Source organism: Algoriphagus alkaliphilus (assembly GCF_900103735.1).
Taxonomy (GTDB): domain Bacteria; phylum Bacteroidota; class Bacteroidia; order Cytophagales; family Cyclobacteriaceae; genus Algoriphagus; species Algoriphagus alkaliphilus.
Genome location: NZ_FMXE01000004.1, coordinates 40,196 through 53,793, shown reverse-complemented (window position 1 = coordinate 53,793; position 13,598 = coordinate 40,196). Strand labels below are relative to the sequence as shown.

The following is a 13,598-nucleotide window of genomic DNA, read 5'->3' as shown; positions in this document are numbered from 1 at the left end:
TTTAGGGAATCTATTCGGGATTTGGTGCTGTCTGCTGCGACTTGTTGGGCTTTAGCTGGTGTTACAGCTAATACAAATCCCAATATGACTAGGAGAACAGGCCCGTGACTTCTAAATTTTCCCTTGCAAAAAGTCAGTAACTCCTGAAAGTCCAATCCAGCTTAAAGTTAAGGTGTCTTTAAAGATGCTTTAATTAAATCTTCTAAGGAAATTTCCCCTTCGGTTTTTTTGAGAATCTGAGTGATACTTTTCTCTGCCATGGCTTTGGGGAATCCTAGAGTAACCAAGGCTTGTAACGCCTCCTCGCGGATTTTATTGCTGGACTTTAGGAATCCAAGCGGCGTGCTGAGTTCGTTGCCCCCCGATTTCCCGATTTTATCCTTTAGCTCTAAGATAATTCGCTGAGCAGTCTTGACCCCGATTCCTTTCACTGCCTGAAGGGTACCCACATCACCGGAAAGGATGGCTTGCTCAATTTCCCCTGAATCCAAGGATGAAAGTATCATTAATCCGGTATTTGGTCCAACCCCATTGATGGTTATCAACAGAAGGAAAAGTCTTTTTTCCGTTTCTTCCTTAAAACCGTAAAGAGTATGTGCATCTTCTTTGATATGCAAAAAGGTGAGGAGTCGAATCTGCTCCTCATCTTTGATTCTGCTGTAGGTCTGGAGGGAGATTTTCACCTGATAACCAATACCTCCCACATCTATAATAACATAGGTTGGATCCTTGAAGACAAGTTTACCACTCAGGTATGCAATCATAAGATTCCTTCAGAAGATTGAGCATCCACCACAGCAATAGCCACCATGTTCACTATTTCGCGAATAGAGCTTCCCAATTGTAAAATATGAACAGGCTTGCCCATACCAAGCAAAATTGGACCAATGGCTTCTGCATTTCCCAGTTCTGCGAGTAGTTTATAAGCAATGTTACTTGAGGCAAGATCCGGAAAAATCAGTGTATTGACCTGATTTTGTGCCAAGGCGGAGAAAGGGTAGATTTCACGTTGCAGTTCTTGATTGAAGGCCACATTAGCTTGCATTTCTCCTTCGATGATGAGATCAGGATATTTTACCTTTGCCAAAGCTGTAGCTTTGGACATTTTGGTCGGGATATCGCCCTGTGCTGAACCGAAATTAGAATAGGAGAGGAGTGCAATTCTGGGCTCCATGTTGAAAAATTTCACCGCATTTGCTGTCAATCCAATGATTTCTACGAGTTCCTCAGCGGAGGGGTTCAGGTTCACTGTAGCATCAGCAAAGAAATAGGGGCCTTTTGGCGTATTCATAATGTACATCCCTGCCACTCGGTTTACCCCTTTTTTCACACCGATCGTCTGAAGAGAAGGTAAGATGGTTTTAGGATAGTCCCGAGTCAATCCTGAAATAAATGCATCCGCTGAGCCTGTTTCGACCATCATGGCCCCAAAGTAATTTCGCTCTTTGACCAGTCTGTTCGCATCGTGCAACGTCATCCCCTTACGCATGCGTTTTTCATAAAGGAATTTGCCAAAATTTTTGATCATTTCGGTTTCTTCCATAGGATCAATGATGATCACATTTGCCAAATCCAGGGCATTATTTTCAATCATGCTCAGGATCTTTTCCCGATTACCGAGTAAGATAGGAACGGCGATTTTTTCATCTCGCAGGGATTGAGCCGCTTTTAGAATTTTCAGATTATCCGCTTCACCAAAAACAACCCGTTTTGGATCTTTTTTTGCTCTTCCGATGACTATTGACATCAGCCTTTGATCGATTCCTATTCGCTTTTGGAGCTCCAATTCGTAAGCTTCCCAGTCGTGAATCATCTTTTTGGCAACTCCCGATTCGATAGCAGCTTTGGCTACGGCAGGGGCTATAGTCGTTATCAGTCTTGGATCTACAGGTTTTGGAATCAAATAAAGTCGTCCAAAGGCCATGTTGAGATCCCCATAGGCCTTATTTACAATTTCAGGAACTGGTTCTTTGGCCAGTTTGGCGATGGCCATTGCCGCAGCGAGCTTCATTTCCTCGTTGATAACTGTAGCTCTTACATCCAAGGCACCACGGAAAATGTATGGGAATCCCAACACGTTGTTCACCTGGTTAGGATGATCAGAACGGCCTGTAGCCATAATCACATCCTCCCGAGCGGCTATTGCCAGATCGTAGGTGATCTCCGGATCCGGATTTGCAAGTGCAAAAACTATCGGATTGGGAGCCATAGACTTAATCATCTCCTGTGTGATGATGTTTCCCGCAGAAAGGCCTAAAAACACGTCTGCTCCAGGCAAAGCCTCACGGATATGATGGATATTTATATTTGTTGCAAAATCTCTGTGTATGTCTGTCAAATCCTGTCGATCCAATCGGATGACCCCATCCTTATCACAGACAATGATGTTTTCTTTTTTGACACCCAAGCTGACATAAAATCGTATGCAGGAAATTGCAGCAGCACCTGCACCACTTACCACGAGTTTTATATCACCGATCTTTTTGTTTACAATTTCAAGTCCGTTCATTAGTGCGGCACCTGAGATGATGGCTGTCCCATGCTGATCATCGTGCATTACGGGAATTTTCATCTGCTGTCTGAGTGTTTGCTCAATCTCAAAGCACTCGGGCGCTTTAATGTCCTCCAGATTTATCCCTCCAAAAGTCGGTTCTAGGGATTTGATAATCTGGATAAGTTTTTTAGGATCTTTCTCATCGATTTCCAGATCGAACACGTCAATCCCGGCAAATTTTTTGAAAAGTACTGCTTTGCCCTCCATCACAGGTTTGGAAGCTTCGGGGCCGATATCACCTAGGCCTAAAACAGCCGTTCCGTTTGTAATGACGGCTACAAGATTTCCTTTTGCAGTGTATTTGTAGACATTTTCCATGTCCGCTGCGATTTCCTTGCATGGCTCAGCCACACCGGGTGAATAGGCAAGCGCAAGGTCAATCTGACTTGATACAGGTTTAGTTGGGATGACTTCAATTTTTCCCGGAGAACCTTGGCTATGGTAATTTAACGCGTCTTGTTTTCTGATTTTGATGGTCATAGATGGTGGTTTGACAAAAGTCAGGCACCCTGGTCCTCTTTCCAGCTAATGTCAGTATTGAGCAAAATGGTTTGGATCTCGCGAAGCGCATCCCGGTGTATTTCATTGGGGAAATAGATAAAACCCTCCATGTAATACAGTTTGCCTTTGGCTTCATCCACCATTAAGTATCCGAGATAAGTTCCTCCCATACTGAGATTGTTGGTCTTCCAGGTGCCCCTGATTTCCACGGTAAAATTATCATTTATCACCATGTTTCTGAAAGCAGGTGGAATTTGTTTTTCACTTACCACAAAAGAGGTGGGGTCATCAGGATCACCAAAAATGTGTTTTTTGGTGATGGAATCTCTGAGGGTCAGTATGTTTGCAGGAAAGGTTTGCTCCTCAGAAATATAATCTGTTTCGTAAAAAAAGATGCTGATATCCGGCCTTCGTTCTGTGGGTGTAGGGGATCTCAACCAGAGGAAGTCTTCGGTTGTTTTTGCAATTTGGTAGGAAGCAGGTGCACTTATTTTAATTCCTAGTTTGGTTCTTGCCTCATATTCTGCCGTTGAATTTTTTCTTGAAAAAAGCGGCTTTTCCAATCTTCCACGCTCTCTTACTTCAAATAGGTTTTGAAGTCGATCCTTGTTTTTCCTTAAGTTGGCGATCAGTTCCTCCTCGGTATTTCCAAATAAATAAAGGACTTCCTGACCGATGGCATATTCATCTTCCATTCTAAGTGAATAGAGATTTGGATCAGCTAGGGCTTTTTCTTTTGATTCTTTGGAAAATTGCGCATTGATGATTTGGCTGCCTCCTCTTTTGTCGTCAAAAGTAGTTACATAGATCAGATTAGTGTACATCTTGAGCATTCTGTTCATTGCCCTCGGATCAACTCGGTGAACTTTAAACATGCTTTCTGATCTCAGCATGCCAGGCAAATCCGCTTCGAAAATATCCCGCAACTCTTCCCCGACTGGTCCTGCCCATTTGGTGGAGTCGATCGCTATCATAATTTCCCCAATAGAGCCTCTGGCTTTAGGTTTGGCACTATCAGATGCATTACCATTCTCTCCACATGAAAAAAGGGCGATGGAAACAAGGAATAGAAGGATATGAGATAGTGATTTCATGATTTTTCGCGTTTGGAGCATTAGTGACAATATAATTACTAAAAGTCAGTCAAGCTTGTTTTAGCAATTAGATTATGAGTTAAATTACTTTAAAAAAATAAACTTCCGTGAATTAGCCAATTATAAGCTTTTGACCTGGCTTAATGTTATTGGAATTCAAATTATTGAGTCGTTTGATCTGTTCTATGGAGAGCGCGTGTTTTTGGGATATAATCCAAAGGGAATCCCCTGGACGCACAGTATAGGTTCTCTGCTCAGTAGATTTGGAATTGTCAGCCAGTGTTGGAGCTGTACCGGCCTTCCCAGAATGGATGTATAGCGTCTGTCCAACTTTAATGAGGTTTGAGCTCAGGTTATTCCATTCCTTAACCTGGGTCACACTTACACCATGTTTCGAGGCTATTGATCCAAGGACATCCCCTGATTTGACTTGGTAAGCGATCCTCCCTGAGTTGGAATTGGCAACTGCTTTTTCAACAGGAATTATTGCATGCGGGGTGTTGGAAGTAAGAAGAAAAGTGGGCTGATTTCCAAGCGAATCGCTGATCCAAGCCAAATTCTCTTTGATGAAAATTGCGCGGGATTTTGGGATTTTCACCTCCATACTTCTATTGGAAAGAGGAATGGATCCATTTTTCACAGAGGGGTTTAATTCCTCCAACTCTTTGAGGCAGATGTCGGTCAAGGCTGCAAGTTTTCCTAAGTTAAGTGCTCGGTCAAATCTGATTTTATCATACTCAATTGGGTAAGTTGGCTCTTCGAGGTTAAAGTTATGTTCTTCGAGATGATTGAGTACATATAAAAAAGCCTGTACCTGAGGAACATAGCTTCGGGTTTCTTTTGGAAGGTGGTCATAGATTCCCCAGAAAGTAGTCTTACCGCCAGATTTTCGAATAGCCTTGCGTACATTCCCCGGTCCACAGTTGTATGCTGCCATAGCCACTTCCCAATCCCCAAACATGCGATAAAGTGACTTGAGGTATTTGGCAGCAGCGTCAGTGGATAATTCCGGGTCCATTCGATCATCTACGTCCGAATTCACATTCATGCCATACATCTTTCCCGTGGCAGGCATAAACTGCCATAGTCCCATGGCACCGACTCGGCTTTTGATCTGAGGATCCAATCCCGATTCTACAATCGAAAGGTATTCGATCTCGGAGGGCATTTCATGTTTTTTGAGCGTTTCTTCGAAAAGTGGGAAAAACTTGTCTTTTCTTGCTAAAACCATTTTCGTGTAATCCCGATTTCTTACCGTGAAGTATTGGATAAAGGAAAATATCCGATCATTCAATGCAAAGGGCATCTCAGTATCCATTGCCTTAATTCGCCGATTTACTTCTTCATAAGTAAAATCGGGGATGTATTCGTAATGATAGTTTGGTTGGATATTTTCGGAAATCAAAACGGCAGATTCTTGAGGTGACTCTTGTGAAAAGACTTCGGAAAACGATATCATGCAGGTAATGATTACTGGAATGATTGTGTTGTATAAAGGCTTTTCCATCATTTTTAGAGTTAAGAGGTCAATTCTGTCAGGTAATTACTAAACGCATATAGCTCCGCTTCTTTGAAGGAGTTGGAGATTACCTGAAGCCCAATAGGCATACCAGATTTATCCTTTCCGTTTGGAATCGAAATCGCCGGAACTCCTGATACTGAAGCTTGTACTGTAAAGAGATCTTCCAGATACATCGCCACGGGATCACCACTATGCTCGCCAAACTTAAACGCTGTAGATGGCGTAGTCGGCATGATAATGTAGTCAAATTCGTTCAAAAGATTTTCTGTAAAGTCTTTTATTAGTCTTCTTACCTGTTGTGCCTTTGTGAAATAAGCATCATAGTAGCTTGCAGAAAGCACAAAAGTACCCAGCATAATTCTCCTTTTGACCTCTTCACCAAACCCTTCACTTCGGGTAAGCTTGTACATGCTCTCCAGATTATTTGCATTTGGAGAGCGATAGCCGTATTTCACACCATCAAAACGGGAAAGATTGGAGCTAGCTTCTGCAGTGGTGAGAATATAATAGGTGGGTAATAGGTATTTTAATAGTGGAAACTGAACCTCTGTTACTTCGTGTCCTTCGGATTGAAGTTTTTCTAACACGGCTCGTGTATTTTCTTTAATCTCTTGTTGTAAGGCAGGCGATTCCAGAGTCTCTTTAAGATAAGCTACCTTGGCTTTTTTTCCAAAATGCAAAAGCTCGCTATAATGCAGCACCGGCTTACGGGAAGAAGTGCTGTCAAACTCATCATGACCAGCCATTATCTCCATGACCAAAGCATTGTCTCTGACGGTCTTTGAAAAAACCCCGATGGTATCAAATGTGGATGCGTAAGCGATCAAACCCCAGCGCGATACTCTCGAATAGGTTGGTTTCATCCCAATGATTCCAGTGAATGCAGCAGGTTGGCGAACCGAACCACCGGTATCCGTTCCCAGAGAAACGGTACATAGATTTGCCTGTACAGCTACTGCTGAACCGCCGGATGATCCACCAGGGACCCGTGTTTCGTCCAGTGCATTGAGCACTTTGCCGTGGGCAGAGTGCTCATTTGAGCTTCCCATTCCAAACTCATCACAATTCAACCTTCCGATGATGATGGCATCTTCGTCAATTAGTCGTTGAACTGCAGTGGCAGTAAATTGGGATTGAAACCCTTTAAGTATATTGGAGGAAGCGTTAGCCTCATGACCTGCATAGCACAGGACGTCTTTGATTCCGATGACCATTCCGGCAAGTTTGCCGGCTTTACCCTTGGTGATTTTTTCGTCGACCCAGTCAGCTTGCTCCAGAGCGGATTGCTTATAAACTTCAACGAAGGCGTTTAAATGCGCCTTCGTCGTGATGTTTTCTAAGTAATGGGTGACGATTGCACGGCAATCAGCCTCTCTGTTTTCGAGCGATTTCTTGATTTCGCCGAATGAACTAAATTTTTCCAATGGTATTGGATTAAGGGATTACTTCTTTTTATCTTTCAGCCCATCTTCAAGATCGTTCTGAATTTCTTTGGTGGCATCTTTGAATTCTCTGATGCCACGGCCCAATCCGCGGGCCAATTCAGGGATCCTTTTAGCACCAAATAGCAGGAGGATAACGACGATGATCAAGACGATCGAGCCTCCGCCCATGTTTTGAATAAAACCTAATGTAGTCATGATGGTGTATGTTTAAGGATATACAGTGTTACAAAGATACAATTGTCACGCGCTTAGGCAAAGTTCCATTGCAAGACAATTGCTATTTTTTATGAACATACGATATTAAATTCTATTTGGACGTTATCCATGTTGCAGGGTCCATGATCTGAAGTCCCTTCCAGGTTTGGAAGTGAACTTCTGACTCACCGTTTGGATTTATTGCCACTTTTCCGATCGTTTCTTTGGCTTTGACTGTTTGCCCCACTTTGACACTTATGTCTTTTAGACGGCTATACATGGTGAAGTATTCACCGTGCTTGATGATTACGGTCAAGCCATATCCGGGGATAGTGGATATTTTACTTACTGTACCGTCAAACACCGTCCTAACATTTGCATTGGGCTGTGTACGGATCTCCAGTCCATCGCTATCCTGAACGATTCCTTTCAAAGTGGGGTGCGGGTAAGTTCCATAGCCCTGCGAAACAAACCCCGTCTCCACTGGCCAAGGTAATTTCCCCCTGTTTCCCGCAAAGGAACTAGAAAGTGCTGCTGCCTCAGGAGTCATTGGCATACTGGTGCCAGCTGTTTTGGTTGTAGTGGAATTTGCTCTTTGAGATTCAGCTTCGGCACGACGAATTTCATCTTCGATCACCTGCTTGATCATCCGGTTGAGCTGCTCTTGTTGTTTTTTAGTTGCGGTAATCTGACGCTGAATATCCTTTTCTTTTTTTGTAAGGGTATTGACCACACCTTGCTGGCTTTTTCGTAGCCGCTCTAATTCTCCTTTTTCTTTTTGCTCCTCGGAGAGGACGGTCACCTTATCTATCTTTTTTTGGTCTAATAGCACCCGTTGACTAACCAATTCATTTGAAAGTTTTTCGATTTGCTCGGCTTGCTGCTTCCTGCTGTCACTGTATTGCTTCAGGTATTTCAACCGCATGTATAGCTGATTAAAATTACCAGAACTAAAAACAAATGCTACAATGGAAAGTCCTCGGTTGAGTTTGGATGAATTGTATATCATCCGGGAATACTCCGACTTTAGATCTTGTAGCTGCACTTCCAGCCCCTTGATTTTTTTTTCGGTTTCGCTGATTTCCTGATTGATCAGGCGTACTTCCCTGTCGAGGGTATTGACAAGACGTGTTTGGGACTGAAACTGGCTGGTGATTGCATTTAATTCGCCAAGCGAAGTTTGTTTAGTTGCCGTAGTTTGTTTGAGAATAATATCAAATTCTCTTAAGCGCGCCTGCACCTCAGCCTTCTCTCGCTCAAGTTCTTCTCTTGTTTTTTTTGTTTGCGAAAAAGATTCAAAACTCCCCAAGAAAAGGAATACTGCTAAAAATGAGATAAGTCTGTACATCCGGATAGCGCTTAGAATCTGAAAGGAAAGCTAAGAGGTTCGGAATTGGGATCGATGGAAGTCCACTCCAGGTAGATTATTGTATTTTGACTTCCTCCGGGAAGCTGGTAAGCGAGCTTGAATAGCACTGCGGCCGGGAATGGCTGAGAAGCGGCATCTTGGAATTTGGGAAAACTGGCCAAAACGGAACCTCTGTCATCCAGGGAGGTGCTGACGAGCTCGGATAGTTTTCCATGACTGGTCTCAACTTTAGAAAAGTAACGGACATTGTCTCTGACTTGGGTCAACTCAAATTTTCTCCCAACTCTCAAAAGTCTGTCCTGATAGTCAAATGCAAAAGGAACATTTGCCCAAAGGACATTTTGAAATAATTCAAGAGTAAGCTTAATGCCATAAAACTGTTCAAACTCCGCATAACTGAGGTTGATATTCTCGTTTCCAACTCTATCCCGAATTTGAATTCTTTCTTTGGTGAAAAACCCCCGGATTGCTTCCATTCCCATTCCAGGCGTCATGGTAAACCAAAGGGCACTGTCTTTTTTAGCACGTAAATTTAAAGTTCCCCGAGTGATCTTTCCCGATTCTTCTTCGATTACGATTTTGGCTTTGGCACTGAGGTAATCATATTCAGCCGCTATTGGCTGAAACTCTTCCATCTGTCTATCGCCTTCATAGATCACAATTTTTTTTGCGCAGCCAGAAAGGCAAATCACAAAAAACGTCAAAAAAACTACAAAAAGCCTATTCATGGTATTTCCCTTCTTTTATTTTTTGTTCCAGTTTGTCAGAAGCTTCCGAACTCCCCTCCGCTTTTTTCCACCAAGTCATCGCCTCAGCGACTTTGCCAAGGTGATATAATATATCTCCGTAATGTTCCAGCATTACTCCGCTTGGTTTAGTTTCATTTGCCAGAGCCTTTTCCATGTATTGGGCTGCTTCTTCGTAGCGTCCCATTTGGAAGAGCACCCAAGCATAAGTGTCTAAATAGGTAGCGTTTTTAGGATGTTTTTTTACCACTTTTTCAGACATGACTCGCGCTTTTTCCAAGTCTCTTTTTTCCAACGAAAGAAAATAGGCGTAATTGTTCAGTACCTGCTCATCTTCTGGATTGAGCTTCAGTGCTTTGTCAAAAAAGACAAATGCAGAGTCCTTTTCACCAAGGTTATAAAGCGAATTTGCTATAGAACCAAAGGCCACTTGATCCAACTGTGGATTTTTACCGGCATTGAGTTCGATTGCTCGACGCAGGGAGACGACGGCTAATGAATCTTTTTTGCGCGCAGACTTCACTACTCCATCATAAAACCAAAACTCAGGTGCTGCCGGAAATTCATCGACCCCCATGATGGTGAATGTCTCCACTTCTGCAAAATCAGGATTGTCTCCGAACGAATTTAAAATAACCTGCTCCAACAAGGGTGCATTTTTTGGCTGGATATGGAGTGATTTTTTGTAAAAATCCATGGCAGCGTCCATTGCCCCATTCATTTTTTTTCGTTCGCCAATTACCTCCAAAACCATCGCATCATTTGAGTTCAGTTCCAACATGAGTTCCTCCATCTGATCCAGAAGGGAGTCTCGGTTGGATGTCTTCTTTTCTGAAAGTATGGATTTGTATGTCTTTGCTTTTATTTCACCGTCAAGATCCGAATTTTTAAAGGCAAGCATCAGAAATTCATTGGCGCGGACAATTTCGCTCTTTTCTCTCAGAAGGGTATAGGCTGCCATGTGGAGCTCAGGCTGATTGGGGTATTTTTGAATCTCCTCCAATACCAAGTCCAATGCCTCATCCAAACGGGCATTGTTGTACAGTATTTCAACAAGATTTAATACGAAGTTGGGATTGCCTGGAAAAGATTCAATTAAGACTTCGCCCTCCCTGATTGCGCTTCTTAAATCATTCTTTCGAAGATAAATTCGTTGTTTTTGGGCAGTAAAGGGCTCCCGAACTCCAAAATAAGCCTCCGCCCTATCCAGCACGACCAATGCTTTATCAAATTCTCCTGCGTTCAGGTAAATAGAAGCGAGGTCAAGATTATACTGTTGATTTTCTTCACCATCGGCTGTCAGTCGATCCAGAATTTCTGCAGCTTTGAGAGGTTGTTTGAGATTGGTATAAATCTCCGCCACCATCAGCGCAAAGTATTTATTGTTTGGGTCAGTCAAAGCCGCCTTTTCTGCATACGGAAGCCCCTTTTCGGCTTGATTGGACCGCACCAACACCTCAGCTATTTTGTAATTAATGGCAGGTTCCATCGGGGAAAATTCCAAGGAGCGTTGAAAGTAAAAATAGGCTTTTTCAAGATCTCCGAGTACCAGTGCTTTTTTCCCCTCGATAAAATATCGACTTGTTTTGGTTCTTTTGTCCTGAATGTTAGCCTCTTTTTTTGCGGGAGCCTGCTGGGAAAAACTGGGGATCCAGCCTAAAAACAGAATTGAAAACAGAAAAAAGAAAGGGGAAATTCTCACGGGGATTTGGGAAAGCAATATCAATTCACAAACATAATGCCTTTTGCTCAAAATGGATGGACTATTTCTTCTAATGCCAGAAACAGCAAGAGGAAATTAACTTAATTTTTTCCGTCCAAGTAAGGCCGAGAGCTCGTCCTTCTCCAAAAATCCAACCAAAATCAAAAACAGGACGATCAAACTGTTTTTGGCCAAAAAACCAAAGATGGAAGAGTCCAAAGTCAGGAAAAATCCCGCGTAACTCAGCCCAAAAGCGAGGAGTAAATAGACTATGCTCCTGCCCGTCTGATAGGGTATTGGGTAATGTTTTTGTCCGTAATAATAGCAAAGGGCAGTCATCACCAGGTAGCAGGTCAAGGTGCTCAATGCGCCTCCCAGGTATCCCAACACTGGAACCAAAGTGAAAATGGCAATCAGACTGACAAATGCCCCGACCAAGGTGATCCAAAAACTGAATTTGGTTTTATCGGTGACTTTGAACCAAATGGAGAGATTGAAGTAAATTCCCAAAAGCAAATACCCCATCAGCAGAATTGGCACAATAAAAAAGGCAGAATCGTATCCTTCCCCTTTGGGAAATAAATAAGCGATCAGATCGAGATTGACCGAAATGGCGATCATGAGCGCAGAACAAAAAATAATGAATGCATGCATCACTTTTGCGTAGAGCTGAGGTGAATTTTTGTCCGAAGACTTCCCGAAAAAGAAAGGTTCTGCGGCATATTTGAAGGCTTGTATCACCAAATTCATCAGAATTGCCAGTTTGATGCTGGTTCCGAAAATTCCCGCTGCTGCTCTTGCACTGAGGCCGGGGTAGAAGTTTGCAGGGAGAAGATATTCAAACAACAGTCTGGAAACGAGCTCGTTGGTCACGCCTGCCAAACCCATAAAAAGCAATGGAATCGAATACTTCCACATCGGTCTTATGATTTCCTTATCCAGTGAAAAACTGAAAAAACCTACTTTCCACCACACATAGGGGATGATCAGGCCATTGGCAAAAAGGTTTGCCAAAAGGATGTATTCCACTCCCCAGTCGAGCTTGTATCCAAGAAAACCATTTTCCATGAAACCGCCGGAGATTAATAAAGGAAACCAGACGATCAGCAGCAGATTGAAAAAAACATTCAGCAGGACATTGATCATTTTAGCACCTGCAAAAGCAAATGCCCGATTGCTCAGCCTAAGTTTGGCAAATGGAATTGCCAAAATTGCATCAAAAGACAGAATCAATGCCGTCCACCGAAAGAGATAGGCCTGACCCGGATAGTTCAGCAATTCGGCCAGCCAGGGTGCAGCCAGAAATAACCCGCTTCCCAAAATCAGGGTGGACGTAATCAAAAGTGACTGGGTAGTATTGTAGACTTTGTCCGGATCTAAATTTTTGCCGGTGGAAAATCGGAAAAACGAAGTTTCCATTCCGTAGGTGAAAATGATATTCAGAAAGCCTATCAGTGCATAAATCCCCGTAAAAGAGCCTACTACTTCCTTATTGAGATAGGAGGTGTAAATGAAAATCATCAAAAAATTGATGGATCTGGCAAGAATACTGCTCAGCCCGTAAATGGCAGTTTGTCCGGCTAATTTTTTGAGAGTACTCATTTGAGAGCAAGGAGCTTACTCTCCTTTGAAAACTGGTTTTCTTTTTTCCAAAAATGCGGAGGTTCCTTCTTTGTAATCACCGGATTTGGCGCATCTGGCAAAGCTGTTTGCTTCGGTTTGATAACCGTCTTCCGGTAAAAATGCTGCATTGACACAATCTACGATCATCCCAATGGCTAAGGGAGCTTTTCCAATTATCTTGGTAATGATTTCTTCGGCTTTTCCCATTGCCTCTGATTTAGTTGGAAGAACATGATTAACAAGGCCTAAAGCCAAGGCATCTTCAGCGCCAATCATGTCGCCGGTCATCATGAGTTCGTTGGCCTTGCCTCGGCCAATAAGTTGGGTGAGACGTTGAGTGCCTCCATATCCCGGAATGATTCCCAGGTTTACCTCAGGTTGTCCAAATTTTGCATTGGCAGTAGCGATTCGCATGTGACAAGCCATCGCCAATTCACAGCCTCCACCAAGTGTGTAGCCATTGGTTACGGCGACTATTGGCTTGTGACAGTTTTCGATCATGGCAAAAATCTCCTGCCCATTTTCTGCAAATTTCCTTGCGTTTACTTCATTCAACGAAGCGATTTCGCTGATATCTGCTCCAGCAACGAATGCTTTTTCTCCTGAACCAGTCAGGATTACGGCCTTGATGCCGCGGTTGTCTATCACCTCCTCGAAAATACCTTTCAATTCCTCCAAAGTAGCATGATTTAGCGCATTCATTTTATCCTCCCTGTTGATGGTAAGGTAGAGTACGCCATTTTTTTCTTCGGTCAGGATATTCAGATAATCTGCCATATACGTTTGAATGTGTGGAAACAAATATACGCTTAGGGGATACAAAGCCAAATTTGAGCACTTAGAAAAA

The 13,598-nt window shown here is 43.0% G+C and carries 11 protein-coding genes; all 11 read right to left on the bottom strand.

Going from position 1 to position 13,598, the window contains the following annotated elements; translation table 11 throughout:
* Positions 1–167: 167 nt before the first annotated feature.
* The gene (ruvA, locus tag BLQ81_RS02815) at positions 168–764 is read right to left on the bottom strand and encodes a Holliday junction branch migration protein RuvA (protein ID WP_092728441.1); all 597 of its coding nucleotides are present in this window, start codon (positions 762–764) and stop codon (positions 168–170) included.
* Positions 761–3,034, bottom strand: coding sequence for an NADP-dependent malic enzyme (locus tag BLQ81_RS02810; RefSeq protein ID WP_092728440.1), 2,274 nt, complete (start codon positions 3,032–3,034; stop codon positions 761–763). The genes ruvA and BLQ81_RS02810 overlap by 4 nt, the downstream gene beginning before the upstream one ends.
* Before the next feature lie 20 nt (positions 3,035–3,054).
* A complete protein-coding gene (locus BLQ81_RS02805) occupies positions 3,055–4,149 on the bottom strand; it encodes a DUF4837 family protein (RefSeq protein WP_092728596.1) in 1,095 nt (364 codons plus the stop codon).
* A gap of 112 nt (positions 4,150–4,261) precedes the next feature.
* Complete coding sequence (locus BLQ81_RS02800; protein ID WP_092728595.1) at positions 4,262–5,656, bottom strand: LysM peptidoglycan-binding domain-containing protein; 1,395 nt, start codon at positions 5,654–5,656, stop codon at positions 4,262–4,264.
* 11 nt (positions 5,657–5,667) lie between these two features.
* Complete coding sequence (gatA, locus tag BLQ81_RS02795) at positions 5,668–7,095, bottom strand: Asp-tRNA(Asn)/Glu-tRNA(Gln) amidotransferase subunit GatA (protein WP_092728439.1); 1,428 nt, start codon at positions 7,093–7,095, stop codon at positions 5,668–5,670.
* Between the two features lie 18 nt (positions 7,096–7,113).
* Entirely contained in the window at positions 7,114–7,311 is a 198-nt protein-coding gene (tatA, locus tag BLQ81_RS02790; protein ID WP_077353614.1) for a twin-arginine translocase TatA/TatE family subunit, read from the bottom strand.
* A gap of 112 nt (positions 7,312–7,423) precedes the next feature.
* Complete coding sequence (locus BLQ81_RS02785; RefSeq protein ID WP_092728438.1) at positions 7,424–8,659, bottom strand: murein hydrolase activator EnvC family protein; 1,236 nt, start codon at positions 8,657–8,659, stop codon at positions 7,424–7,426.
* An 11-nt stretch (positions 8,660–8,670) separates the two neighbouring features.
* Positions 8,671–9,339: a DUF4292 domain-containing protein gene (locus tag BLQ81_RS02780; RefSeq protein ID WP_245693146.1), complete on the bottom strand. Its 669-nt coding sequence runs from the start codon at positions 9,337–9,339 to the stop codon at positions 8,671–8,673.
* A 61-nt stretch (positions 9,340–9,400) separates the two neighbouring features.
* On the bottom strand, positions 9,401–11,128 hold the full coding sequence (locus BLQ81_RS02775) for a tetratricopeptide repeat protein (protein WP_245693145.1): 1,728 nt from the start codon (positions 11,126–11,128) through the stop codon (positions 9,401–9,403).
* Positions 11,129–11,224: 96 nt separating this feature from the next.
* Positions 11,225–12,730, bottom strand: coding sequence for a lipopolysaccharide biosynthesis protein (locus BLQ81_RS02770; protein ID WP_092728436.1), 1,506 nt, complete (start codon positions 12,728–12,730; stop codon positions 11,225–11,227).
* A 15-nt stretch (positions 12,731–12,745) separates the two neighbouring features.
* Entirely contained in the window at positions 12,746–13,528 is a 783-nt protein-coding gene (locus BLQ81_RS02765) for an enoyl-CoA hydratase/isomerase family protein (protein WP_092728435.1), read from the bottom strand.
* Positions 13,529–13,598: the final 70 nt, after the last annotated feature.

What these genes read in the sequence shown, in the direction of transcription:
- BLQ81_RS02785 (WP_092728438.1), bottom strand. Translation starts at nt 8,659, where the DNA reads ATGTACAGACTTATCTCATTTTTAGCAGTATTCCTTTTCTTGGGGAGT.
- tatA (WP_077353614.1), bottom strand. Translation starts at nt 7,311, where the DNA reads ATGACTACATTAGGTTTTATTCAAAACATGGGCGGAGGCTCGATCGTC.
- BLQ81_RS02805 (WP_092728596.1), bottom strand. Translation starts at nt 4,149, where the DNA reads ATGAAATCACTATCTCATATCCTTCTATTCCTTGTTTCCATCGCCCTT.
- BLQ81_RS02765 (WP_092728435.1), bottom strand. Translation starts at nt 13,528, where the DNA reads ATGGCAGATTATCTGAATATCCTGACCGAAGAAAAAAATGGCGTACTC.
- BLQ81_RS02810 (WP_092728440.1), bottom strand. Translation starts at nt 3,034, where the DNA reads ATGACCATCAAAATCAGAAAACAAGACGCGTTAAATTACCATAGCCAA.
- BLQ81_RS02800 (WP_092728595.1), bottom strand. Translation starts at nt 5,656, where the DNA reads ATGGAAAAGCCTTTATACAACACAATCATTCCAGTAATCATTACCTGC.
- ruvA (WP_092728441.1), bottom strand. Translation starts at nt 764, where the DNA reads ATGATTGCATACCTGAGTGGTAAACTTGTCTTCAAGGATCCAACCTAT.
- BLQ81_RS02770 (WP_092728436.1), bottom strand. Translation starts at nt 12,730, where the DNA reads ATGAGTACTCTCAAAAAATTAGCCGGACAAACTGCCATTTACGGGCTG.